The following is a 24,548-nucleotide window of genomic DNA, read 5'->3' as shown; positions in this document are numbered from 1 at the left end:
TTTTAATCCTTATTTATCGGGCCAGGTCGATGCCTGGCCGGTTACGAGTAATCTTGCGTGTTGTCGCCCGTTCAGGCATCAGCATCACTTCAGCAGGTTTTTGCCGTAGTCCATCGGTGACAGGCCAAAGTAGCTGGCAACCGTCTGACCAATGTCAGCAAACGTATCGCTATAGCCCAGGTAGCCCGGTTTCACGCCAGGGCCATAAATCAGTACCGGGATATGTTCGCGGGTGTGTTCCGTTCCGACCCAGGTCGGATCGCAGCCGTGGTCGGCGGTGAGGATCAGAATATCGCCCTCTTTCACTAATTCCATCAGCTCCGGCAGACGGCGGTCAAACAGCTCCAGCCCACCCGCGTAACCCGGAACATCACGACGATGCCCCCAGGTGGAGTCGAAGTCGACGAAGTTGGTAAACACGATGCTGTTGTCCGGCGCGGTGGTCATTTCCGCCACGGTAGCGTCAAACAGCGCGTCCAGACCGGTGGCTTTCACCTTTTTAGTGATGCCGACGTGCGCATAGATATCGGCAATTTTACCGACCGAAATCACTTCACCGCCCTGCTCATCCACCAGTTTTTTCAGAATGGTGGGGGCCGGTGGCTCTACCGCCAGGTCATGACGGTTGCCGGTACGCTCAAAGTGCCCGGCCTTGTCGCCGACAAACGGACGCGCGATCACGCGGCCAATGTTGTAGCCGCCTTCGGTCAGCACTTCACGGGCGATTTCACAGAGTTCGTAAAGGCGATCGAGGCCAAATGTCTCTTCATGGCAGGCAATCTGGAACACCGAGTCCGCAGAGGTGTAGAAAATCGGCTTGCCGGTCTTCATATGCTCTTCGCCCAGCTTGTCGAGGATCACCGTACCGGACGAGTGGCAGTTACCGAGATAGCCCGGCAGGTTGGCTTTTTCCACCAGCATATCCAGCAGATCCTGCGGGAAGCTGTTTTCCAGATCGCTGAAGTAGCCCCAGTCAAACAGCACCGGCACGCCGGCGATTTCCCAGTGGCCAGACGGCGTATCTTTACCGGAAGACAGCTCGCTGGCGTAGCCGTAAGCGCCGATGATTTCCGCGTCTTTATCCAGGCCCAGCGGGAATTTACCCGTGGAGGCTTCTGCGGCTTTGCCCAGACCCAGTTTGGTCAGATTAGGCAGGTTAAGTGGGCCTTTACGCCCTTTATCTGCTTCACCCTTGAAGCACGCCTCAGCAATGTGTCCGAGGGTATCCGAGCCTTTATCACCGAATTTATCGGCGTCTTTACTGGAGCCAATTCCAAAGGAATCAAGCACCATAATAAATGCACGTTTCATCCTGATCTCCTGCGCGATTGTCGCGATGAGCGTTAAAAAAATGCGATCAGAACAGAATACCGCTTATTGCGAGATTCTGCGATAGATAACCGGTGTTTTCTCGGGCTGCGTCTCAGACAGCGTCACTGCCGTCCTGACGGCGGCGGCGGCCTCCTGCCAGCTCTCTTCGCTGGCGGCGTGGATCACCGCCAGCGGCTGCTGACCGTCCACCGTCGTACCCAGCGCGGCAACGTCGCTCAACCCAACGCTGTAGTCAATGCTGTCGCTGGCGCGGCGGCGACCACCGCCCATCGACACCACCGCCATGCCCAGCGCGCGGGTATCCATTGCGCTGACGATCCCGGCACGATCGGCGTAAACCGCTTTGCTCAGCATTGGCGCGGGCAGATAGCTGTCCATGCGCTCGATAAAATCGGTCGGGCCTTTCTGGGCCGCCACCATACGGGCGAAGATCTCCGCCGCGCGGCCGTTATCCAACACGGTCTGCAGTTTTGTACGCGCTTCTTCCGCCGAGCCCGCCAGACCACCGGAAATCAGCATCTCGGCGCACAGCGCCATGGTGACTTCCAGCAGGCGCGGGTTGCGGTATTCGCCGGTGAGGAACTGCACCGCTTCACGGACTTCCAGCGCGTTACCGGCGGTAGAGGCCAGTACCTGGTTCATGTCGGTCAACAGCGCGGTGGTTTTACAGCCCGCGCCGTTCGCCACGCCGACGATCGACTGCGCCAGCAGCTCGGACTGTTCGAAGGTTGGCATAAAGGCGCCGGATCCCACTTTCACATCCATCACCAGCGCATCCAGCCCCTCGGCCAGCTTTTTCGCCAGGATCGAGGCGGTGATCAGCGGGATCGAATCCACCGTCGCGGTGATATCGCGGGTGGCGTAGAAGCGCTTGTCCGCCGGGGCCAGCGAGTTGGTCTGGCCGATGATCGCCACGCCCACCTCTTTAATGATCTGTCGGAAACGCTCATCGTCCGGGAAGATATCAAAGCCGGGGATCGCTTCCAGCTTGTCGAGCGTGCCGCCGGTGTGGCCAAGGCCGCGACCGGAGATCATTGGCACGTAGCCGCCGCATGCGGCGACCATCGGTCCGAGCATCAGTGAGGTCACGTCGCCGACGCCGCCGGTGGAATGTTTATCGACGATTGGGCCGTTGAGGTTCAGCGACTGCCAGTTCAGCACCGATCCGGAGTCGCGCATGGCCATGGTCAGCGCCACGCGCTCCGGCAGCGACATATCGTGGAAGTAGATGGTCATTGCCAGCGCGGCAATCTGTCCTTCAGAGACCGTATTGTCGCGCACGCCGTTGATGAAAAAGCGGATTTCTTCTTCGCTCAGCGCCTGTCCGTCACGTTTTTTTCGAATAATTTCCTGTGGCAGAAACACGGTAACCCCCAATAAGTTTAGTGTGGCCGCCGGGCGGCTCGGTGCTTGTTGTGTACATTTCATTGCATCGCCTGACGGAATGGCGATCTGCGCTGGCTGGCGGTGTCTGTGTCCAGGGCGGGTCCTCGCGCCGCTTTGCGGTGCCTTCACTCCGCTCGTCAGCCGGCCGGACCGGCTCAGACGGCACATCCTTGTGCCGACCGAGCCTTGCGCCCGCGTCCTGCGGGCTCATCCTGGCTTCCTCTCTCCGTTCAGCGCTGCGGATTGCCCTTGCCACAGACACCGCCAGCCCGCTTTGTTCCGTTAGTGTCGTCTTTGTGAAACACCAGGTCTGATGCTTGTTTGCATGCTGTGTCTGCTGCTTCCAGCGTCTATTGCGTTCAATGCTGTGGCCACCGGATTAACCCGACCACCGACACCGCCAGCCCGCTTTGTTCCGTTAGTGTCGTCGTTGAAAAACAGCAATCGGGATGCCTGATAGTAAAGGGCCTCTGCGGTGGCTTGATGGCAATCCGCAGCGCTGAGGCGAAAGCAGCGGGCCCGGAGACGGCAGCAGGGACGCTGACGTCAGGCGATGCGCGGGCAGGACGCCCGCTCATTGCCGATCCGTAAGGCCGGATGCCGGAGCCGAGGGCACCGCGCAAAGCGCGGCGCGAGGACCGCCATCCAGCCACCGCAGAGGCCCGAAACACCCACGACAACCAAAGCGACTAAATCGACTAAATCGACTAAATCGACTAAATCGACCTTTCGACCCAAAAGCCTTAACGCTCCAGCCACGACCAGCCGAATCCGCTACGCCAGCAAAACCCGCACCACCAAAACAAATACGCGATTAATACTTACTATCGCTGCTAGCCCCGGCAAAACCCGCCGCGTTCAGCAGGCTCGCCAGCAGGCTTGATGCGCCAAAGCGGAAATGACGCGCGTCGGCCCAGCCGCTGCCCAGAATGTCATCGGCCAGCTTCAGATACAGCGCCGCATCATCGGCAGTACGCACGCCGCCCGCGGGCTTAAAGCCAACCTGCTGCTGCACACCCTTCTCTGCAATCACCCGCATCATAATTTCTGCCACTTCCGGCGTGGCGTTCACCGGCACTTTACCGGTTGAGGTTTTAATGAAATCAGCACCCGCATCGATCGCGAGCGACGATGCTTTGCGGATCAGCGCCGCGTCTTTCAGTTCGCCGGTTTCGATAATCACTTTTAACAATACGCCCGCTGCCGCGCAGGCCTCTTTACAGGCTTTTACCAGCTCAAAGCCAACGGTTTCATTACCGGCGATCAGCGCGCGATACGGGAAAACCACGTCGACTTCATCAGCGCCGTAGGCAATAGCCGCACGAGTTTCTGCCAGAGCAATTTCTATATCGTCGTTGCCGTGCGGGAAATTGGTCACCGTCGCGATACGAATTTCCGGCGTGCCCTGTTCGCGCAGGGTCTTACGGGCGACCGGAATAAAGCGTGGATAAATACAGATCGCCGCCGTGTTGCCCGCCGGAGATTTCGCCTGATGGCAAAGGGCAATCACCTTCGCATCGGTGTCATCGTCGTTCAGGGTGGTTAAATCCATCAGCTTCAGCGCGCGCAGCGCCTGCGTTTTCACATCGGACATGGTTATCTCCAGAAAAGGGAATTAAAGGTCAGGCCTGACGCAGCAGCCACCCTACAATGTTAGAATAGTAACACTACGATAGAGTAATTTTTGCAGCACAGCTCACAATAAGGTGTTTCATCTTTCAGGATTATTGCATTTAATGTTAGATAAATCACACATTATCCGTGTGCGTTCGCTGTCGTCGAGATGTTACGGGCAGCATAACATTGCAATGTTACAATAATAACATTTTATGTGGCGTGGGATGTGAGCTGTGCTGCGCCTGCTAACAGGATAGTTCGTTTACAGGGCAAACAGCGTGCGGGTGTTTTCTCGAATGGTTTCAGCGACAAGCTCGGGCGGTTCAGGGCGCAGTTCGCAGAGGCTCTGCCAGACGTTTTTCACCCGTTCAGGCCGGTTTGGCTGGCCCTGAAAGCCCTGCAGCGGCATATCCGGTGAATCCGTTTCCAGCAGCAGTGAACTCAGCGGCAGACGGGCGATGGCGTTGCGAGTTTTACTGGCGCGGGGATAGGTAATGGTGCCACCCACGCCGATGGCGTAGCCCGCACGGATAAACGCCAGCGCCTGCTGCTCGCTGCCCGCAAAACCGTGGACCACGCCACGGCGCGGTACTTCAATGCGGCGCAGATGCTGCGCCAGCCGGTCGTGCGTGCGGCGTGAATGCAGGATCACCGGCAGATCGTAATCACGCGCCAGACGAAGCTGAGCATCCAGCACCGCCTCCTGACGTTCGAACTGCGGATGATCAATATAAAGATCCAGCCCCATTTCACCCAGCGCCACCAGCTTAGCGGGCCGCTGCCGCAGGATCTGCTCCAGCGCGGCCAGCGCCCGATCGTCGTGTTCATCGATCGCCATCGGATGCAGCCCGAGCGCGGCATAGATCGGAGGATGATCGGCGGCCAGCACCATTACGCGATCGAAACGCTCGGCCGAGACACTGACGGCAATAATTTTCTCTACGCCGGCTTCCGCGGCCAGGCGCAGGCTCTCCCGTTCATTGCCAACAAACGGAGGAAAGTCAAAATGACAATGGGTATCAACGAATTGCAGGTTCATGCCAGGGATCCTTTATCCAGCTCGCTATCAAATCCCACCGCCGGATCGACAATAATCCCCTCGCGATCGGGTTCGTTCGCCACCGGGGCAGGCGGAACCACGGCTTTAGGATGCAGCTGCCCGCCGCCCAGCCACTGGCCAAGCGTGGCGAGGAAATAACGCCCGCAGCGCCGCCCCAGATGATAATCCTGATTCAGCGACGCAACCCGGCTGCCCAGCGCGTTACTGGCCAGCGCGCGCGGCGGATAAATTTCGATAATACGCAGCTGACCCGGCGGCGCGTCGATAAAGCTCTGGATCTGGTGATAGCTGTCCTCGTGCAGCTGCAGAATGTTCACCAGCGGCTGAAGCGCACTGTCGCTCAGCCAGCGCTCAATGCGCTTCACCCACTGCGGCGTATAGGTCATCTGCGACGGCACGGTGCGGATCACCACAATGGTGTCGGCACCCAGACGCGCGGCTTCCCGCACCGGGATCGCATCGCTGATGCCGCCGTCCAGATAACTGACGCCGGACAGATCCACCCCGTTGCGATACAGGCCCGGGATCGCGCTTGAGGCTTTAATAATGTCGTGCCAGCTGTCGGCATCCGGGGAGAAGTAGTTGGCCGCGTAGTCATCGCTGCGGCAGGCGCACATATAGAATTCACGCCCGGAGCGGAACAGTTTTTCCCCGGCATCCAGCGCCAGTGGAAACTCCTTGCGGGTAACATCGACCAGCCAGTCGAGGTCAATCAGATTGCCACCGCGCACAAAGCGCAGCGGATTGAAGAACTGGCTGCTGGTGGTATAGCGGGTGATCACTCGTCGGGCATAGCCGGGCTGGCCGCAAACGTAGGCAGACAGATTCTGCGCACCGGCGGAGGTGCCAAGCAGGAGATCGAAAGGATTGAAGTGAGCACGCTGGAATTCATCCAGCACGCCAGCGGTGAAGATACCGCGCTGCCCACCGCCTTCACACACCAGGGCGAGGGTGCCCGGTCGGAAAGGTTTGAGACCCAGCGGCGCGATGTTGCCGAGGGTTATCGGGATGCGTTTGCCCAAGTCAGGTATCCTCTTAATACAAGAACCTTAGAGGATACCTGGTCTCAGTCACGCCCGTAAGGCGCTTTTTGCTTTTTGTTGCAATTCGATTAAATTGTTTCGGCTGCTAGAGTTTCTTACGTCCGGTAAACAGACTCACCAGGAAGATAATAATACCCACAACGAAGACGAGTTTTGCCGCCCATGCCGCAGTACCAGCCAGACCACCAAAACCTAACGCGGCTGCAATCAGCGCGATAACCAGAAAGATAATGCCCCAACGAAACATAAGCTTCTCCTTACCACCAAAGTTGAAATCGAACGGCTTGCATCTCTTCCCGATCCGGCATCGGTCACCCACTGCCGGAATCAGTCCGGGATGTCATTCAGCTCAGCAACTACGGGCTGACTGAATATCCTTTTTGCTATTTAACGCTCAGATCGTTCTTCACACTTTTGACGCCATCAATGGCTTTGGCAATTCCTTCAGCGCGTTCGGACTGCGCCTGAGTTTTCACCGTACCGGAAAGCTGGACCACGCCGTTGGTGGTTTCAACTTTCACATTGCGCGACGGCACGATGTCATCAGCTAAAAGTTTAGCTTTAATTTCGCTGGTCGTTGCCGCATCACCGGCGTAACCGCTCACGCTCTGTTTGGTGCTGTCTTTTACGTGCAGTTTATCACTGACGGATTTGACGCCCTCAATTCCCTTAGCCAGCGCGACTGCCTTTTCGGCCTGATCCTGTGAGGATACAAAACCGCTTAGCGTCACCACGCCTTCGTGGGTTTTAACGGAGATATCCGTACTTTTAATCGCTTCGTCATCAACCAGCGCCGCTTTAACTTTCGCCGTTACGCCGCTGTCATCCATGTAGTTACCGACTTTTTTCATAGAGCTATCGATTTTTGAACCCGCACTGTCGGCAGAGCTTTGCGTTTTATTCATCATGGACTCTTCTGCCATCGCAGAACCGCCCACCAGCGCAGAACCTACCAGTACAGCCATCAGAGTTTTAGCAATCTTAGTCTTCATCATCGATTCGTTCCTTTTTAGTCTTCATCACTCACAACGGTGAGCTTTTCAGCTACAAACGGCGTAGCTGTAGATTCCGGTTTCGGTTATCCATAACCGTCAACATCGCAGCATTTGCTGCCGTCCGTTTTGCGTCCTGTAGAAATTAATATAGTCAGGAATCAGGATTTCACCGGATAAGTCGGAGGATTTGCTGGTTAAAGCAGCAAAATAAAGGGGTTTTAGGAGTAGTCTGTAACGAAAAAGGGGGCCGACCTGCTGTGCAGATCGCCCCCCTTTCATGTGATGTCCTGCGAATCAGCAGGTGCGTAAATTCCGCGATTAATGCTCGCGGGTTTTACGGAATACCACATCAGGATAGCGTTCCTGGGTGATGTTCAGGTTGACCATCGTCGGCGCGATGTAGGTCAGGTTATCGCCGCCGTCGAGCGCGAGGTTAACCTCGTTCTTACGCTGGAACTCATCGAATTTCTTCACGTCACTGCACTCCACCCAGCGGGCGGTAGAGACGTTCACCGATTCGTAAATCGCTTCAACGTTGTATTCGCTCTTCAGGCGCGCAACCACCACGTCGAACTGCAGCACACCCACCGCACCCACGATCAGATCGTTGTTGTGGACCGGACGGAAGACCTGAACGGCACCCTCTTCAGACAGCTGAACCAGCCCCTTGAGCAGCTGCTTCTGCTTCAGCGGATCGCGCAGGCGGATACGGCGGAACAGTTCCGGCGCGAAGTTCGGAATACCGGTGAACTTCATGTTCTCACCCTGGGTAAAGGTGTCGCCAATCTGAATCGTGCCGTGGTTATGTAGGCCGATAATATCGCCGGGATACGCTTCTTCCACATGAGAACGGTCACCGGCCATAAAGGTCAGCGCATCGGCAATCACCACATCCTTGCCCAGACGGACCTGACGCAGCTTCATGCCTTTTTCATATTTTCCGGACACCACGCGCATAAACGCCACGCGGTCACGGTGTTTCGGGTCCATGTTGGCCTGGATCTTGAACACGAAGCCGCTGAATTTCTCATCGGCGGCGGTGACGGTGCGCACGTCGGTCGCACGCGGCATCGGCGATGGCGCCCACTCAACCAGACCGTCCAGCATATGGTCCACGCCGAAGTTACCTAACGCAGTACCGAAGAAGACCGGCGTCAGCTGCCCTTCCAGGAAAGCTTCGCGGTCGAACTCGTGGGACGCGCCCTGCACCAGTTCCAGCTCATCGCGCAGCTGCGCGGCGAGGTCTTCACCGATGGCCGCATCCAGATCCGGGTTGTCCAGCCCTTTGACGATGCGAACTTCCTGGATGGTATGGCCTTTACCGGTCTGATACAGATAGGTTTCGTCTTTGTACAGGTGGTAAACGCCCTTAAACAGCTTGCCGCAGCCAATCGGCCAGGTGATAGGGGCGCAGGCGATCTTCAGCTCGTTCTCCACCTCATCCATGACTTCCATCGGGTCGCGGATGTCGCGGTCCAGCTTGTTCATAAAGGTCAGGATCGGCGTATCGCGCAGACGGGTCACTTCCATCAGCTTACGGGTACGATCCTCAACGCCTTTCGCGGCGTCGATAACCATCAGACAGCAGTCGACCGCCGTCAGGGTACGGTAGGTATCTTCGGAGAAGTCTTCATGCCCCGGTGTATCCAGCAGGTTAACCAGGCATTCGCGATACGGGAACTGCATCACGGAGGTGGTAATCGAGATACCACGCTGTTTTTCCATCTCCATCCAGTCCGATTTCGCGTGCTGGTTGGATCCGCGGCCTTTTACCGTACCGGCAGTCTGGATCGCCTGTCCGAACAGCAGCACTTTTTCAGTGATGGTGGTTTTACCGGCATCCGGGTGAGAAATGATGGCAAAAGTGCGGCGACGGGCCACCTCTTGCATAAAGGGTGCATTAGACATGAAGTTCTTCTGAGCCAATTAATCGTTAATGGCCGGCATTTTCGCCGATTCTGTCGTCAGAAACAATGCAGAACGCCGCTTAATCGCCCGAAAGACCCGGCGTTGCTCGGCCAGGCCGTTTCAGCCGCCCTCTTTCCGCCTCGCAGATATCGCGTATGCAGCAGCCCTGCAGGTGATCGTTAACCAGTCCCAGCGCCTGCATCAGCGCATAGGTGGTCACCGGTCCAACCCAGCGCCAGCCACGTTTTTTTAACGCTTTCGACATCGCTTCCGCTTCGGGAGAAGTGTTATTGCCCTGCCAGTAATGAATATCCACCACCTCCGGGCGCGCTTCCGGCTGCGGTTCAAACTGCCAGAACCAGGCGGCCAGCGACCCCGCCTCCGCCACCATTTCCACGGCACGCTGCGCGTTATTGATCGTCGCGAGGATTTTTGCCCGGTTGCGGACAATGCTTTTATCCGCCATCAGTCTGTTGATATCAGCCTCGTCAAAGCGCGCTACTTTTTCGAAATCAAATCCGCCAAAGGCCCGACGAAAATTTTCCCGCTTGTTGTAAATCATCTGCCACGACATGCCGGAATGAAAACCCTCCAGGCAGACCTTTTCAAAAATTAGCCGATCGTCGGTGACCGGCCTGCCCCACTCGCCGTCGTGATAATCGGGCATCTGCGGCTGCCAGTAGCAGCAGGTACGGCCCTCGGCATCGACGATCAGCCCCGTTTCGTGTTGTGCATCGTTTTTTTCGTGTTTCATCTTCACCTCAATCCATTACGGTGCTCTTTATGGATAAACGCACGCCGGTTAGCAATGCTATATCTAAGCAGCGAAAAATGCGGCATTTGGCTTTTGTGGCAACGGTCCGCTATTTTTACTTCACCGGCGGCATCACAGCCGATTCACTTCTTAACAAGGGTATATCGCGTTATGAGCACCAACGACTATCAGCCAGCAAAGGTCTGGAGCGAGAATAAGGCACTCGGCGGCACCTGGGGCAGCATCAACCGCCCGACGGCAGGCGCACGCCACGAAGCCACTCTGCCAACCGGCAAACATCCTCTGCAATTGTACTCGCTGGGTACGCCTAACGGCCAGAAGGTCACGATCCTGCTGGAAGAGCTGCTGGCGCTGAACGAGCACGGCGCGGAGTACGATGCGCACCTGATCCGTATCGGCGAGGGCGATCAGTTCTCATCCGGTTTTGTGGCGGTGAATCCAAACTCCAAGATTCCGGCACTGCTGGATACCTCTACCACACCGGCAACGCGGGTGTTTGAGTCCGGCGCCATTCTGCTGTATCTGGCGGAAAAGTTTGGCCACTTCCTGCCAAAAGATCCTGCTGGTCGCACCGAAGCGCTGAACTGGCTGTTCTGGTTGCAGGGCGCGGCTCCGTACGTCGGCGGCGGTTTCGGCCACTTTTATCACTATGCGCCGGTGAAGATCGAATACGCCATCGATCGCTTTACCATGGAAGCCAAGCGCCAGCTCGATCTGCTGGATAAGCAGTTGGGCGAGCATCGTTATATCGCGGGTAATGAGTACAGCATTGCGGATATCGCTATCTGGCCGTGGTACGGCACGCTGGTGCAGGGTCTGATGTATGAAGCGGCAGAGTTCCTGGATGCGGCGTCGTACAAGAACGTGGTGCGCTGGGCGGACGAGATTGCGCAGCGTCCGGCGGTGAAGCGCGGCCGGATTGTGAATCGCACCTGGGGTCCGGAAGATCAGCAACTGGCCGAGCGTCATGACGCGTCGGATTTTGCAAAGTTGGGGCTGTAAGTTGCGGTGAGATCCGTGAACGGGGTGACCGTTACGGGGCAGGTCGCGGTGGGATCTGAGAATGGGGCTACCGTTACGGGCAGATCGCCGGGTCGCCGTGAATGAACTGAACCCCAAAACCCCTCCCTGGGGGGCTTGACTGCCGCATCCCTGCGGCAGACACCCGGCTAACCTGTCCCGTAACGGTTCCCCTTTCAAATCATTGCGTTGCTGCCAGTTAACGATCGTGAATCTGGACGTTCAGCAATTTTTCGCGGCGGGCTACCTGAGGGAAGTGACTTTCAGGCAGCTACTCAGGAGCATGCGGGCAATCGGGGCTGGGCGGGTTAGCGGACCGTCCGAGCACAGGGATGTGCGAGGCCGAGCGGACATGGACGTGACAGCGGGTCCGCGTTCCGACCAACCCCGATAAGCCAGACATCTAAACGTGCAGCAGCCTGAATCCACCAGCAACACCGAAGCCTTCAGGCAATCGGGGCTGGCCGGATAAGCGGACCGTCCGAGCACATGGACGTGCGAGGCCGAGCGTACAGGGATGTGGCAGCGGGTCCGCGTTCCGGCCAGCCCCGATACGCCATGCGCAGAATGAGCAGCAATTTCACTCTAAAATGCTCGATAAAGGCCCGTTCTGGCCGCAACCTTAACTCAATAACTTATCCTGCAACTCACCCAGCGACGCCACCTGCCACATCGGATTAATCCCTTCCGGCTGAGCACGCCCGTCAGCATTCAGCCAGCAGGTCGCCATCCCGGCATTGATCCCGCCGAGGATATCGGAATCCGGATTATCCCCCACCATCATCACCCGGTTGCGCGGCGGATTACCCATCTGCGCCAGCGCATAATCAAAAATCGCCGGATGCGGTTTGGCATGGCCCACCTGCTCGGAAATCACCAGCAGATCGAAATAGCCAAGGAAACCGATGCGCTCCAGCCGCGCCTGCTGAAGCGCGGTAAAACCGTTGGTGATGATGCCCATTTTTACCCGGCCCTTCAGCGCATTAAGCAGATCCGTTGCGCCCTCCAGCGGCAGGCAAATTTCGGCCATGGCGGTCAGAAAACCGCTGTTCAGATCGTGCGGGGTGACCTGCAAACGATCGGCCCAGCCCTGAAAACGCTGATGCTGTAACTGCAGGGCGCTGATTGCGCCATTCTGATAATCCACCCACAGCGGCTTGTTAATTGCCTGATAATCATCGTAATCGGCGTGGCTGAACTGCACGTCATAGCGCTCAAAAAGCCGCTGCAAACCGGCGAAAGCGTCGAAGTGAAACAGCGTGTCGTCAGCGTCAAATAAAATCCAGTCCCATTGGGTAAGCATCGGTCATTCCCGGTTAAATCGTTAAGGCCATAATCACGGCGTCTTCTTTGCCGTCTGCGGTCGGATAGTAGTTGCGGCGGATCGACACCTCATTGAAATCCAGCTGCTCGTAAAGCGCGATAGCAGGACGGTTAGAGGCGCGAACCTCCAGCCAGAGGGTGAGAATTCCGCGCTGCTCCAGCTCGGCGATCAGGTGCTGTAACAGCTCGCGGCCAAGTCCGCGGCGTTGAAAAGCGGGATCGACGGCCAGGTTAAACAGCGTGGCCTCGTCCAGCACCACCTGCGTGATAGCGAACGCCGCCAGCACGCCGTCGACCTCCAGACGCAGGTTCAGATAGCGTTCACCCTGATTGCTGGCAAAGGTTTTTTCCGACCAGGGAAAAGCGTGGCTGCGCTGCTCAATGGCAAACGCGGCATCAAGATCGTGCGTGGTGAGTAATGAAATCTGATTCATGTTGGCAAATCTGCTGCCATAGCGCCCGTTTGGCACCGGCATTGTGGTAGAGGTCCGCCAGCACTGGCGAAACAAGGTGGGTTCCGGCAAGCGTGGCCGGGGCATCTAATCCTAAGCACCAGCTGTGACAGCGGGTGTCATCCGGCAGCATCGCCAGCTGTTCAGGCGTAAGCATCTGTACCTGCGGTTCGCGCAGTTCCAGCGCGCGCAGCACGTCCGCAACCAGCGGATCCTGCAGTGCGGGTAGCACCTCGGCAATAATCACCAGCCGGGTTTCTGCGGGTAGCGTCACCGCAATTTCGCCCTGCAGGGCACGCGGACGCCGCAGCGTATACTGCGTAATACCCATTTGCTGTAATAACCAGTCGCGTCTGGAAGACATCATTTTTCCTGTCTGGCTGCCCGTGTGACCGGCATAGGGTAACAAAGCCTTCGAAACTGCGCCAACAAACAACTATAATCGCCGCTCTGATTTTTAAGGAGTGACCGATGTCCGCATTTACCCCGGCCAGTGAAGTGATACTGCGCCACAGTGATGAATTTTCCCAACGCCGCGTGCTGTTTGCTGGCGATCTGCAGGATGACCTGCCCGCCCAGCTGGAAACCGCACAGAGCCGGGCACATACCCAGCAATATCATCACTGGCAGATCCTCAACCGCGCTATGGGTGAAAACGTTCTCTTCGGTCTGGTCGCTACGCCAGAAATCGCCGAAGGCTGCGATACGCTGGTGTACTACTGGCCGAAAAACAAGCCGGAAGCCCACTTCCAGCTGCAAAACCTGCTGTCCCTGCTACCGGTTGGCACCGACATCTTTGTGATTGGTGAAAACCGCAGCGGCGTGCGCAGTGCCGAACAGATGCTGGAAAACTGGAGCAAGCTGGAAAAAATCGACAGCGCCCGCCGCTGTGGCCTGTACCACGGCCGTCTGGATAAGCAACCAACGTTTGATGCCGAAGGCTACTGGGAAGATTACCCACTGGGCGATCTGACCATCAAAACCCTGCCGGGCGTATTCAGCCGCGATGGCCTGGACATCGGCAGCCAGCTGCTGCTTTCCACGCTGACGCCGCACACTAAAGGCAAGGTGCTGGACGTGGGCTGTGGCGCAGGCGTGCTGTCCGTGATGCTGGCCAGCCACTCTCCGAAGGTTCGACTGACGCTGACCGATGCCAGCGCCAGCGCCGTCGCCGCCAGTGAAGCCACGCTGGCCGCTAACGGCCTGGAAGGCACCGTGGTCGCCGGTAACGTCTATTCCGGCATTACCGGGCGCTTCGATATGATTATCTCCAACCCGCCGTTCCACGACGGCATGCAGACCAGCCTGGATGCGGCACAGACGCTGATCCGCGGCGCCGTCACGCATCTGAATACCGGCGGCGAACTGCGCATCGTAGCTAACGCCTTCCTGCCGTATCCACAGGTACTGGATGAAACCTTCGGCAGCCACGAAGTGCTGTTGCAGAACGGCCGCTTCAAAGTGTATCGCGCCGTTAAAGGCCGCGCGCCGAAAGCATCACGTTAATGAACGTCAGGGGGCCGCAAGGTCCCCTGAAAGCGTGCTGAAACCTCCCAAAATCCCCCATTCGCTGTTTTTTCAGGCGATTGATCCAACAATAAAAAATAACTGTTGACGTCCCGGGTAAAATCTCTAGAATGCGCCTCCGTGGTTGCGATATAACGTTGTTATGTTGCGGGTATGCGAAGGTGGCGGAATTGGTAGACGCGCTAGCTTCAGGTGTTAGTGTCTTAACGGACGTGAGGGTTCAAGTCCCTCTCTTCGCACCAAAAACCATGTTATTCATATTACGCAGCATCTGCGCGAAGGTGGCGGAATTGGTAGACGCGCTAGCTTCAGGTGTTAGTGTTCTTACGGACGTGAGGGTTCAAGTCCCTCTCTTCGCACCAAATGCGGTGATATGAGTAAAAAAGATCAACAGGACGCGAAGGTGGCGGAATTGGTAGACGCGCTAGCTTCAGGTGTTAGTGTTCTTACGGACGTGAGGGTTCAAGTCCCTCTCTTCGCACCATGTTGATTTCTTCTCTCTGAAAGACTCCCGGCACGTATCCCCAGAAGTATAAAATTCACTCCCGGTATTATTCGTTTTATTCTGTTAGTCCTTAATCTTTGCGGTGATATATCCATCGTCCCTGATGGTGCTGATTATCTGCTTATTGCGTGCTGAAATTCACGGTAATGGCAGCAAGCCCGCCCACCAGCGCAATACACGACGGCAGCAGCATATAGTGACGCAAACGCTTGTGATAGAGCATCACCACGGTGGCCAGAAACGCCACGACCATCAGCATCCGCCATTCGGTGAATGACAGCTCCATCATTGCCATCAGCGGCATAACCGTGCAGGGCAGCAGAACGCCCCAACCGCTATCGAGTCTTTTACCCATCATCCAGCTTATCCCCCATAGTCCACACGCAGTGATCATTGCGGCTACCATAGCTGTGTCCACACAATTTCAAATGATAATGATTACCAATATCATATGACACTTTTTATCACTTTGCAGCAACATTGTTGAAACTTTATTCCGGCGGATGACAGCCTGATTGATAAATGTTAGATTGACTCGGATCACAATTCAGAAAAATCAAATAATAACAGCTCTAAACTATTCCAGTTGATAAGCATCTGTCGTCTGCAGCGAGCCATGCTTTGATATTCCAGGGCAGTCACGAGTAAATAAAATGCAAACTAAAATCTATGATGAATTGCTTAACAGCAAGCGTCGCCTGTCGTTGATGCTATTTCTTTTTTTAAATATTGTTACCGCTTTATTTTTGTCGCTTCGCGCCACCAGCCACACGCCACTCACGGCCTGCGCCCCCACGCTACTTATCGCGATATTCAGTGTGGCATTGCTAGCAAGATTGCTAATTAATCCTGCGGCACAAATACAGCGCCTGAATAGTGTGGCTCTATTTACCGGCATTCTATGGGCATGGCATATATTCTCCCGCTTTCATTATCAGTTCTATATCGCCGATAATTACCTGCTGGTCGCCCTGGTCAGCGTGTTCTTTATTAGCGCCATTGCACTGGGGGATCACCTGCTGGCGTTTTGCCTGCATGCCTTACCCACTGCGGCAACCGTGCTGATCCTGGATGGCGGGCGCAATACACTGTTAATGCTGTTTACCGTCACGCTGCCGCTGGTCGGCTTTACTCTTCATCACCTGATGCTGCGGCGGCTGGATAATTTTACCCGTCGCCTGCTCAGCCAGCTGTACGCGGAAAAAGAGTCCTACAGCGATCTCAGCATGCTGGACCCGCTCACCGGGTTGTATAACCGCCGTGGCCTGACCAACCGCCTGCAAAGCATTCTTGAGAAACACTCGGGCAATCACTTTGTCCTGCTGCTGGATATTGACAATTTCAAGGCCTACAACGACAACTACGGCCACACGATGGGCGATCAGGCGTTAATACGCGTTTCTACCGCCATTCGTGATGCGGTGCGCTCACGGGATGTGGTTACACGCTTTGGCGGCGAAGAGTTTCTGGTGCTGCTGACCAACGTGAATGAAACCATCGCGATGCAGCTGGCGGAGCGCATTCGTCAGTACGTGGTTAATCTGGAAATATCTCACCGTTTTAACGATAAGGTATCGACCCACGTTACTCTCAGCGCCGGTATTGCCCCGCTGGAAGGTGACGATTTTAACACCGCACTGACCAATGCTGACCGCGCGCTGTATCTGGCGAAGAATCAGGGGCGCAATATGCTGCTGTCCTGGCAGGACCTGATGCACAGCACCCAGCCACAGGCCGCCGATCCCCAGAATGTCTTCACCGGCGGAAAATAAAGGAGGAGTTACATGAGTCTGGAATCCGTACGTCAGTTCTTTGCCGAGCGAGCACCTGAAATTGCCATTATTGAACTGGAAGAGAGCACCGCCACCGTCGATCTGGCCGCGCGGGCCCATCAGGTTGAGCCGGGGCAGATTGCCAAAACCCTGTCGCTGAAAGTGAAAGATCGCGTGGTGCTGATTGTGACGCGTGGCGATGCGCGGCTGGATAACCGCAAGCTGAAGCAGGCGCTGGGAGCGAAAGCCCGCATGTTAAACGGTGAAGAAGTGGTGAGCTGGACCGGCCACCCTGTCGGCGGCGTCTGCCCGTTTGGCCTGGAACATCCACTCAGCGTTTACTGCGACGTTTCACTCCGCGACTACCAGGAAGTGCTGCCCGCGGCAGGCGCAATCCACAGCGCGGTGCGCATCGCGCCTGAATATATGGCCAGCCTGACCGACGCCGAATGGGTTGACGTCTGCCAGCAGCCTGAGTGATAAACCGACGACGGCCCCGAGCCGTCGTCCCTGTTAGCGGCTTTCCGCAGCGGGCCCTGCCGTATCTTCACTGCCAGAAATTTTGACGCCCTGTGTTTCCCGACCGAAGGCGACAATCAGGCAGATCAGTATCGCCACCGTCCCGGCTACGATTGCCATCGCCAACCCGTAATTATTACCGTGCGCTTCCGCAATTTTCGACTGCAGCGTCGCGTTCACCGACGCAATCAGATTCCCCAACTGATAGACAAATCCCGGCAGCACCGCACGGGCATTGGCCGGCACCAGTTCGGTCAGATAAGTCGGCACCACGCCCCACGCGCCCTGCACCATAAACTGCATCAGAAACGCGCCGCAGCCAATCATCCACGAGCCGCTGGAAAATGCCCACAGCGGCAGTACCGGCAGCGCAAGGAAAGCGGCAATCATCATCGCCTTCTTACGGCCAATTTTCTCCGACAGTGAACCGAAGAAGATGCCGCCCAGCATCGCCGCAATATTGTAAGAGATGGCAATGATGCTGACGGTTTGCGGATTGAAGCCGTGCTGCACCTTCAGGAAAGTGGGATAGAGATCCTGAGTCCCGTGGCTGAAGAAGTTAAAGCAGGCCATCAGCAGCACCAGATAGATACACAGCTTCCAGTGGCTGCGCAGCACCGGCATCAGCGCCGCGCTCTCCTTACGTTCGCGGGCCGCCAGCCACACCGGCGACTCCGGCACTTTAAAATAGATAAACGGCAGCAGCAGGATCGGCACTACGCCAATCAGGAACATCCCGCGCCAGCCCACCAGGCTGTAACACAGACCGAAGATAATAGACGCCAGCAGGTAGCCACAGGGATAGCCCGCCTGAAACACCCCGGACATCAGCCCGCGTGAACGATCGGGGATAGTTTCCATCGCCAGCGAGGAGGCCACGCCCCACACGCCACCCATCGCAATGCCGTAAATCACGCGGAAGATCAGGAACCACTCCAGCGTCGGTGACCAGGCGGAAAGCAGCTCAAACAGCGAAAAGATAATGATATTGGTCATCAGGATCGGGCGTCGTCCGTACTTTTCCGCCAGGCGGCCAAACAGCAGTGCACCGATCGGCCGGACCGCCAGCGTCAGCATAATCGCCAGCGAGACATCGGAAATTTCGGTGTGGAAATTGGCGGCGATATCGCTCAGCACAAAGACCAGAATAAAGAAGTCGAACGCATCCAGCGTCCAGCTGGCAAAGCTGGCGAACGCCACATTGCGCTGGGTTGAAGTCCAGTTAAGCATGGGGATGTCCTGTCCTGTAGGGGGAGGCTAATTGTTATTTATTTGTTTATAGCATGTGAAATCACACCCCGACCGGACGCTTTTGTCAGGCTTATCATCAGGGTGTAAGCAGAGGTTTCAGTTTGTTGCGTGCGTAATTATTAGGCAGGTAATTTTCGGGTGAGATCCAAAAGCAGGCGAGATCGGGTGGTGATCGGCCTGCCAGCCTCGTTATTAAGTAAGATTTGTGGGGGCAGCCGCCAGATACTGCTCCAGCATCGCCAGCAGCAGATCGTTATCCACGGACTGCAGCACGTGGATCAGTCCACCTTCCGGCTGGCCAATTCCGACATCCAGCCGCAGCGGCGGGCGATAACGCCAGGATTTGCCGCGCGTCATGCCCGGGCGCAGTTCAACGTCAACGTAGTAATCCGCCGCGCGGGCAACGTCCTGATTGATCAGCCACGCCACGACCAGCGCATCGTGGATCCAGCAGCCCGGCAGGCGGCGGGTCTGCATGGAGTAATCAATCCAGGGCCGTAGCGTTTCGCTGACGAATTCCGCCAGCGGCCCCGGCAGCTGCGCAATGCGGTCCAGATCGGCGTGGGTCATCATCGTTTTGCTGGTGACGTCCATCGGCACCAGCGTGATATTCGCCCCGCTGGTCAGTACCTGATGCGCCGCCTCCGGATCGATTCCGAAATTGGTGTCCTTAATAAAATCATCCAGCGCGAACACCCCGCCCATAATGGCAATCTCCTGCACCGCCTGTGCCATCTGCGGGTAGCGCTGTAGCGCGAGCGCAACGTTGGTCAGTGGGCCGATCGCCACCAGGGTAATCTCACCCGGGTTGTCGCAGATCAGCTGGCCGATTGCATCCCCCGCCGCCTGCTGCGTCGGTTCGAAGCTGGCGGGCTGGCGAACCCCCTGCCACAGATGCCCGAGCTGATTAGCGTTTACCCGCCGGTCCAGCAGCTCACGCCACGGCGCGGCCGGTTCATTCAGCGCCCTGTCGGCGCCCTTTACCACCGGCACCGACCTGCCGGTGCGCTGCATCAAATCCTTCGCCACGCTGTATCCCACCTCGCTGGGGGTATTTCCCGCGACGGTGGTGATCAGCTCCAGCGAGAGCGAGGGGGCCGCCAGCGCCAGCGCGATTGCCAGCCCGTCGTCTACGTTAGCTCCGGCAATCCCGTTGCCGGGATCGCAGTCAATAATTAATCTTTTCATAACTCGCTATCGGAATGACGGGCTGCCTTGCAGCCACAGGATTCACCAATCTCCAGCCGGTGGGAAAACTCGCGCAGCATCGCTTCACCGTTCCATTCGGCCAGCATGACGATCGCCGCTTTCGCGATCTCGGCCACCGGCTGACGCACGGTGGTCAGTGCAGGCACGTGATAGGCCGACTGTTCCGTGCCGTTGAAACAGACCAGCGCCACGTCCTCCGGTACCTTCAGCTCCTGCTCGCTCAGCGCGCGGATACAGCCAATCGCCTGCGCTTCATTGGTGGCAAACAGCGCACGCGGCACCGTTGCCCCCTGTAACATCTGTTTTGCCGCCAGATAGCCGCCTTCACGGGTGTAGGGCGTGCTGAAAATCCACTGCGGGTTTTCCTGCACGCCGTACTCCGCCAGCGCTTCCCGCCAGCCGAGCAGACGTTCCTGAGTGTTCAGCCTCTCCAGCGGACCACAGATAATGCCCGCCTCGCCGTAGCCGTGGCTTAACAAATGCGCGGTCACCTGCCGTGAGGCCTCGCGTTCATCCACTCGCAGCACGCTGACCTGCAACGCCGGATCGACGCGGTCCAGCATCACAAACGGCGTGCCGCTGGCCTGCAGTAAATCGGTATAGGGATGACGATCCACGCTGATATAAAACAGCCCGCTGACCTGCTGGCTGAGCATATTGTTAATCAGCTGCAGCTCACGCCTGCGGCTATCGCCCGAATCGCCCAACAGCATCACCATATCGTTTGCCAACGCCTCCTGCTGGAGCGCATGGGCCAGCGAAGCGATAAAGGCGTTATCGATATTCGGCACGATCAGCCCGTAAGTTTTGGTGGTGCCGGAGGCCAGCGCCCGCGCCACATTATTAGGCCGATAGCCGGTTTTCTTTATCGCCTTCAGCACGCGTTCGCGCGTAGTAGCCGCCACCGGACGCGGGCCGTTATTCACCACGTAGCTGACCACCGCCACCGAGGTTCCGGCTTCGCGGGCGACATCGGCACGCGTGGCGCGATGCGGGTTTGGCTTTGCGGCCGCCGACTTCGTCAGATTATTCACTGCCATTCAGCCACTATCCTTATGTATTCATTAAATTGCGTCGTCGGGATCGTTAAGATCGCGCCCGCGCGTTTCCGGTGCAATAAACGTAGTTGCCAGCCCAATCGCCGCCATCGCCACGAAGTAGGTGGCAATCGGCCACCAGTGTCCGGTCCAGGAAAGCAGCGCCGCGGCCACCAGCGGCGCAGTACCGCCGGAGAGTATCGATCCCAGCTCTTTCGCCGTGGCCATTTTCGTGTAGCGATGCGTCACGCCGAACAGCTCCACGCCCCACGCCGCCTGCACGCCAAAAATTCCCAGCGACGCCAGCCCCATACCGGTGACGATGGTCGCAATGACCACGGCCGGCTCGCGGGAGTCCAGCAGCATAAAGGCCGGGAAGGCATAGATAATCAGCAGCAGGCAGAAACAGCGATAGGTTATCCGGCGGCCAAAGCGGTCGGACAGCCAGCCCGCCAGTGGAATAATCAGGAAGCCCAGCAGCGAGGCAATAAACACCGCCGTGGTCGCCACGGATTTATCCACCGCCAGCACTTTCACCACGTAGCCGATGATAAACCCCTGAGCCAGATACGAGGGACCGTTTTCGCCAATCCGCAGGCCAACCATCACCCTGAAGGCACGGCTGCGCTGCCAGAACCCACGGCGATCGGTCGCTGCCGGCGCGCGTTGTGCCTGAGTGCGCTGCTGCTGTAGCGCCGCTTTCTGCCGTTCAAACACCGGGGTTTCGCGCAGATGGCGACGGATCCACAGCGCCACCAGCGCGATCAGCGAACTGCACAGGAACGGAATGCGCCAGCCCCACTCCTGCAGCGACTGCTGATCCATCTGCACCACGGCCAGCCACACCAGCGACGCCACCAGCGTGCCGCTGTTGGAACCCAGCGCAATGACCGAGGAAACCAGCCCGCGTCGCTGCGCCGGGGCATATTCACCGAGCATCACCGTGCCGCCGGAGAGTTCCGCCCCGGCGCCAAAACCCTGGGTAAAGCGCAGAATCACCAGGCAGGCGGGCGCCCACAGTCCGATGGAAGCATAAGAGGGGATCAGGCCGATCAGGGTGGTGGAAACGCCCATCAGAATAATGGTGGAGACCATGACGATTTTTCGGCCGCGGCGATCGCCCAGCCAGCCGAAGAACAGCGCGCCAATCGGGCGGGCAATAAAACCGACCGACCAGGTTGCGAAGCTGGAGAGCAGCGCCATTGAGGGGCTGGCTTCGGGGAAAAAGACATCGCCGAAAATAATCCCGGCGGCCAGCCCGTATAACGCGAAGTCAGCGTACTCCATCGCGGTACCCAGCCAGCATGACAGGGTCGCACGCCAGAAATCCCTGCGCCCTTCTTGAGTAGTTAACCGTTCATCGGCCGCCGCAGTGGACGGCTCGGAATGGGGTTCGGCAACGCTATGAGGTTGAGACATAGACAAATCCTGTTTTGAAAATCCATTTAAGGCCCCTGCCGTGTGCTTCCTGCATGGGGAAAAAACACGGTCGGGGGAGAGGAACAAAAAGCCCTGTAGTCAAGATCGGTAACGGGTTCCCTGGTGTTGGAACATGTTTTTCGCCTCGCGATCGCTGATTCAAAAGTGACCAGTCATATAAGTAACGCGATACAAAATTGATCTTCACGTGGCCGCCGGATTTCCCACGCCGTGAATTTTCTCTCAACACGCATTCTATCTACGCGTGTAGATAAATCAAGGCAGCAGGAGCTAACTCATTAGTTAATCTTGATATTTATCACTAAAAACCAATGGAATAACAAACAAAATCAAGGGGATAAAACGGGTTAAAAATTAAACTTTTTTCTGTCGCGATTAAACCCGACCGATGCTCAGCTTCCTTCGCCTGGCCGAATCACGCAGCCCGATTTTTAACGGGAAAATATTGCAGAAAAATGAACGTTGGGAAGATTAGTGGAAGCGCATTGCGGAAGTGATGCTGAGCAGATTATCCTGACACTCTTCTCAACTGTCTGTAATTTAACCCGTTACGGGACTTCGTAGTTTGCCTGGAAAATAGACATACAAATGGTAAACGCTGGATCGCCGCGCGCAGTTACATTATAATCTCGCGCCTCAGGCCCCATAGCTCAGTTGGTTAGAGCACGCGACTCATAATCGCTTGGTCGCTGGTTCAAGTCCAGCTGGGGCCACCAAATTTTAGCTTTAGAATCATATGATTAAGCCACCTTTTGACAGGTGGCTTTTTTGTTGTCTGAAGTTAAGTGGCGACAAAATGGCGACAGAGAATTTGCACTTTTTCTCAGCGGCTTCAACGTTGTAATCCATGAACCCTCCCGCCTAGCTTACTGCCTTACTGCCTTACTGCCTTACTGCCTTACCGCCTTATCGCCTTATCGCCTTATCGCCTTACCGCCTTATCGAATTTACCCCATGCCTTCACCCGCAACCTGATACCATCCCCACACCCAATTTTTTTCCGACCAAAAAACGCCCACACTCCCCTTCCAGATGAGGGATCGGTTAAAATTTGACTGATATGCTAGTCATTTATTTATCTATTCATAAAGCGATTCAATATTATGCCTGCTCGCACTGACACATTACGCCAGTTGCTCAACCAGGGGCCAATGACATCTCGGCAACTTATTGAAATAATGGAAATCATCCAGCCAACAATGTCCCGTGCATTAAGGGATATGAGGGATATGGGGATGACATTGTGCGGATTGGGGCAGGCCCATCTATTCAATATGCACTCCGCGATGGCTGGCGCGGATTCAGATCTGCGCCCATTTACCGCATCACGGATGAAGGGCGGGTCATGCCTCCTGGCCTGTTCTGGTGAATAGCCTTGTTACGCAGGGGCATGTCGATCCAGAATCGGCAGTCAGCACCGCACGGCTTTGGGCATTCGGCATGCTGATTGGCAATACCGACATGCACCACGGTAATCTGTCGTTCATCAGCGATCGTGGCCGTCCCTATCATCTCGCTCCGGCCTACGACATTCTGCCGATGGGGCTGGCACCCCGAACCGGCGGCGCAATCGTGAACGAGCTGCGAGCGGCGTCCTTGCCGGATGTGATTAGTCGGGATATCTGGCAGGAAGCGCTGGAGCTGGCTGAAAGCTTCTTTGCTGCAGTCAGCAGCTGCAATCGTTTCTCCGCCCATTTCGCCCCGTGCCTGGAGGCATTACGCCGTCATCTTGACGAGGCCAGCTTGCGTATCGCCCGCCAGGGATAAAAGGCGAGTTCAGCTCTACGGCTTAATGCTATGATTCGGTTAATGAGGGAACTGAAAAATCCGTAACGGGGACAATGAAAAACTATTCCTATCTTTACCTGTTCACTATTAGCATTGCGGTTCTGCTGGTGATATTCGGCTTTATCGTCTGGAACAGCGGGATTTATGCCGAAACCTTTCTTAATGATGCCACCAGGAAAAACTTTATCCTGATAACGCTGGGGTTATCGTTCTGCCTCTCTCTTTATGCTGTGCATCGCGGCCTGATTAAGAGCGAAAAACGCATTGATTACCTTAAGTTTTTCCTGGGATCGTTTATTATTCTCACGGTGATTGCCATTATTCCATTAATGACGGTCGCTTATTATCTTCCCGGTAAAACCTCAGCCTACGCCGCCAGCTACACCTATTCTCCACGCGGCCATAAATCCTGTGCAGGGGCCAATGTTGACGACCCCGATCTGGGGCGGAATATTAAAATATGCCACCCGGAAGGTAACTATCAGTTTGATAAAGACATTTTCGTTTCCAAAAAAACCAATGCGCTGGGTGCCGTTATTCTCTTTGCGCTAACAACGCCATGATCAACGTTATTAAACTGCGAGCCTGA

The 24,548-nt window shown here is 56.5% G+C and carries 25 protein-coding genes and 4 tRNA genes; 12 read left to right on the top strand and 17 right to left on the bottom strand.

Annotation, left to right across the window (positions count from 1 at the left end):
* Positions 1-84 precede the first annotated feature (84 nt).
* The 9 genes from deoB to EC836_RS20055 form a co-directional block, all read right to left on the bottom strand.
* Positions 85-1,311, bottom strand: a complete 1,227-nt coding sequence (gene deoB, locus EC836_RS20100) for a phosphopentomutase (protein ID WP_123336373.1) — start codon at positions 1,309-1,311, stop codon at positions 85-87.
* 63 nt (positions 1,312-1,374) lie between these two features.
* A complete protein-coding gene (gene deoA, locus EC836_RS20095) occupies positions 1,375-2,697 on the bottom strand; it encodes a thymidine phosphorylase (protein ID WP_123336371.1) in 1,323 nt (440 codons plus the stop codon).
* 835 nt (positions 2,698-3,532) lie between these two features.
* Positions 3,533-4,312 (bottom strand): deoxyribose-phosphate aldolase, encoded by a 780-nt coding sequence (gene deoC, locus EC836_RS20085; RefSeq protein WP_123336367.1) that lies wholly within the window; start codon positions 4,310-4,312, stop codon positions 3,533-3,535.
* A 285-nt stretch (positions 4,313-4,597) separates the two neighbouring features.
* The gene (locus EC836_RS20080) at positions 4,598-5,374 is read right to left on the bottom strand and encodes a TatD family hydrolase (RefSeq protein ID WP_123336365.1); all 777 of its coding nucleotides are present in this window, start codon (positions 5,372-5,374) and stop codon (positions 4,598-4,600) included.
* Positions 5,371-6,417, bottom strand: coding sequence for a patatin family protein (locus tag EC836_RS20075; protein ID WP_123336363.1), 1,047 nt, complete (start codon positions 6,415-6,417; stop codon positions 5,371-5,373). Before EC836_RS20075 ends, EC836_RS20080 begins: the two co-directional genes overlap by 4 nt.
* 106 nt (positions 6,418-6,523) lie before the next feature.
* A complete protein-coding gene (locus tag EC836_RS20070; protein ID WP_105594818.1) occupies positions 6,524-6,685 on the bottom strand; it encodes a DUF1328 domain-containing protein in 162 nt (53 codons plus the stop codon).
* A 136-nt stretch (positions 6,686-6,821) separates the two neighbouring features.
* Positions 6,822-7,433 carry a molecular chaperone OsmY gene (osmY, locus tag EC836_RS20065; RefSeq protein WP_123336361.1) on the bottom strand — a complete coding sequence of 204 codons (612 nt, stop codon included), beginning with the start codon at positions 7,431-7,433 and terminating at the stop codon, positions 6,822-6,824.
* 318 nt (positions 7,434-7,751) lie between these two features.
* On the bottom strand, positions 7,752-9,341 hold the full coding sequence (gene prfC, locus EC836_RS20060; RefSeq protein ID WP_123336359.1) for a peptide chain release factor 3: 1,590 nt from the start codon (positions 9,339-9,341) through the stop codon (positions 7,752-7,754).
* A gap of 79 nt (positions 9,342-9,420) precedes the next feature.
* Entirely contained in the window at positions 9,421-10,095 is a 675-nt protein-coding gene (locus EC836_RS20055; protein ID WP_123336357.1) for a DNA-3-methyladenine glycosylase I, read from the bottom strand.
* Between the two features lie 29 nt (positions 10,096-10,124).
* Here EC836_RS20055 and EC836_RS24750 point away from each other — a divergent pair, with 29 nt between their 5' ends.
* Together EC836_RS24750 and yghU are read left to right on the top strand one after the other, a co-directional pair.
* Positions 10,125-10,313, top strand: a complete 189-nt coding sequence (locus EC836_RS24750; RefSeq protein ID WP_158612804.1) for a hypothetical protein — start codon at positions 10,125-10,127, stop codon at positions 10,311-10,313.
* Complete coding sequence (gene yghU, locus EC836_RS20050) at positions 10,267-11,118, top strand: glutathione-dependent disulfide-bond oxidoreductase (RefSeq protein ID WP_123336355.1); 852 nt, start codon at positions 10,267-10,269, stop codon at positions 11,116-11,118. The genes EC836_RS24750 and yghU overlap by 47 nt, the downstream gene beginning before the upstream one ends.
* Positions 11,119-11,758: 640 nt before the next feature.
* Here yghU and yjjG read toward each other — a convergent pair.
* From yjjG to EC836_RS20035, 3 genes are read right to left on the bottom strand one after another with little or no spacing between them, the layout of a single operon-like run.
* Positions 11,759-12,439 (bottom strand): pyrimidine 5'-nucleotidase, encoded by a 681-nt coding sequence (gene yjjG / locus EC836_RS20045; protein ID WP_123336353.1) that lies wholly within the window; start codon positions 12,437-12,439, stop codon positions 11,759-11,761.
* 13 nt (positions 12,440-12,452) lie between these two features.
* Entirely contained in the window at positions 12,453-12,893 is a 441-nt protein-coding gene (gene rimI, locus EC836_RS20040; protein ID WP_123336351.1) for a ribosomal protein S18-alanine N-acetyltransferase, read from the bottom strand.
* Positions 12,856-13,278 carry a DNA polymerase III subunit psi gene (locus tag EC836_RS20035; RefSeq protein WP_123336349.1) on the bottom strand — a complete coding sequence of 141 codons (423 nt, stop codon included), beginning with the start codon at positions 13,276-13,278 and terminating at the stop codon, positions 12,856-12,858. The genes rimI and EC836_RS20035 overlap by 38 nt, the downstream gene beginning before the upstream one ends.
* Positions 13,279-13,382: 104 nt before the next feature.
* Between EC836_RS20035 and rsmC the strand changes: the two genes are divergently transcribed.
* From rsmC to EC836_RS20015, 4 genes are all read left to right on the top strand, one after another.
* Complete coding sequence (gene rsmC / locus EC836_RS20030) at positions 13,383-14,417, top strand: 16S rRNA (guanine(1207)-N(2))-methyltransferase RsmC (RefSeq protein WP_123336347.1); 1,035 nt, start codon at positions 13,383-13,385, stop codon at positions 14,415-14,417.
* A gap of 176 nt (positions 14,418-14,593) precedes the next feature.
* A tRNA-Leu gene (locus EC836_RS20025) sits at positions 14,594-14,680 on the top strand.
* A 33-nt stretch (positions 14,681-14,713) separates the two neighbouring features.
* A tRNA-Leu gene (locus EC836_RS20020) sits at positions 14,714-14,800 on the top strand.
* A 35-nt stretch (positions 14,801-14,835) separates the two neighbouring features.
* Positions 14,836-14,922: transfer RNA gene (locus EC836_RS20015), tRNA-Leu, on the top strand.
* A 142-nt stretch (positions 14,923-15,064) separates the two neighbouring features.
* Here the strand turns inward: EC836_RS20015 and EC836_RS20010 are convergent.
* Positions 15,065-15,349, bottom strand: a complete 285-nt coding sequence (locus EC836_RS20010) for a DUF1435 domain-containing protein (RefSeq protein WP_123336345.1) — start codon at positions 15,347-15,349, stop codon at positions 15,065-15,067.
* A 247-nt stretch (positions 15,350-15,596) separates the two neighbouring features.
* On the opposite strand from EC836_RS20010, the gene EC836_RS20005 reads away from it, so the two are divergent.
* Both EC836_RS20005 and EC836_RS20000 read left to right on the top strand, forming a co-directional pair.
* Positions 15,597-16,715 carry a diguanylate cyclase gene (locus EC836_RS20005; RefSeq protein WP_123336343.1) on the top strand — a complete coding sequence of 373 codons (1,119 nt, stop codon included), beginning with the start codon at positions 15,597-15,599 and terminating at the stop codon, positions 16,713-16,715.
* A 12-nt stretch (positions 16,716-16,727) separates the two neighbouring features.
* The gene (locus EC836_RS20000; RefSeq protein ID WP_123336341.1) at positions 16,728-17,195 is read left to right on the top strand and encodes a YbaK/EbsC family protein; all 468 of its coding nucleotides are present in this window, start codon (positions 16,728-16,730) and stop codon (positions 17,193-17,195) included.
* A 33-nt stretch (positions 17,196-17,228) separates the two neighbouring features.
* On the opposite strand, the gene EC836_RS19995 is transcribed toward EC836_RS20000, so the two are convergent.
* The 4 genes from EC836_RS19995 to EC836_RS19980 all read right to left on the bottom strand — a co-directional run bounded on the left by EC836_RS19995 (position 17,229) and on the right by EC836_RS19980 (position 22,150).
* The gene (locus EC836_RS19995; protein ID WP_123336339.1) at positions 17,229-18,464 is read right to left on the bottom strand and encodes an MFS transporter; all 1,236 of its coding nucleotides are present in this window, start codon (positions 18,462-18,464) and stop codon (positions 17,229-17,231) included.
* Between the two features lie 213 nt (positions 18,465-18,677).
* Complete coding sequence (locus EC836_RS19990; protein ID WP_123336337.1) at positions 18,678-19,673, bottom strand: nucleoside hydrolase; 996 nt, start codon at positions 19,671-19,673, stop codon at positions 18,678-18,680.
* Positions 19,670-20,734: a LacI family DNA-binding transcriptional regulator gene (locus EC836_RS19985; protein ID WP_123336334.1), complete on the bottom strand. Its 1,065-nt coding sequence runs from the start codon at positions 20,732-20,734 to the stop codon at positions 19,670-19,672. The genes EC836_RS19990 and EC836_RS19985 overlap by 4 nt, the downstream gene beginning before the upstream one ends.
* Positions 20,735-20,758: 24 nt before the next feature.
* On the bottom strand, positions 20,759-22,150 hold the full coding sequence (locus EC836_RS19980; RefSeq protein ID WP_123336332.1) for an MFS transporter: 1,392 nt from the start codon (positions 22,148-22,150) through the stop codon (positions 20,759-20,761).
* A 660-nt stretch (positions 22,151-22,810) separates the two neighbouring features.
* On the opposite strand from EC836_RS19980, the gene EC836_RS19975 reads away from it, so the two are divergent.
* The 4 genes from EC836_RS19975 to EC836_RS19965 all read left to right on the top strand — a co-directional run bounded on the left by EC836_RS19975 (position 22,811) and on the right by EC836_RS19965 (position 24,522).
* Positions 22,811-22,887: transfer RNA gene (locus EC836_RS19975), tRNA-Ile, on the top strand.
* 387 nt (positions 22,888-23,274) lie between these two features.
* Positions 23,275-23,544 (top strand): ArsR family transcriptional regulator, encoded by a 270-nt coding sequence (locus EC836_RS25030; RefSeq protein ID WP_370348232.1) that lies wholly within the window; start codon positions 23,275-23,277, stop codon positions 23,542-23,544.
* On the top strand, positions 23,537-23,938 hold the full coding sequence (locus tag EC836_RS25025) for a HipA domain-containing protein (protein ID WP_233599373.1): 402 nt from the start codon (positions 23,537-23,539) through the stop codon (positions 23,936-23,938). Before EC836_RS25030 ends, EC836_RS25025 begins: the two co-directional genes overlap by 8 nt.
* 74 nt (positions 23,939-24,012) lie before the next feature.
* Positions 24,013-24,522, top strand: a complete 510-nt coding sequence (locus tag EC836_RS19965; RefSeq protein WP_233599372.1) for a hypothetical protein — start codon at positions 24,013-24,015, stop codon at positions 24,520-24,522.
* Positions 24,523-24,548: the final 26 nt, after the last annotated feature.

Origin of the sequence: Erwinia sp. JUb26 (assembly GCF_003751505.1) — a bacterium.
GTDB lineage: Bacteria > Pseudomonadota > Gammaproteobacteria > Enterobacterales > Enterobacteriaceae > Erwinia.
Note: the sequence above shows the minus strand (reverse complement) of the source record. Positions and strands in the feature narration are given on the sequence as shown.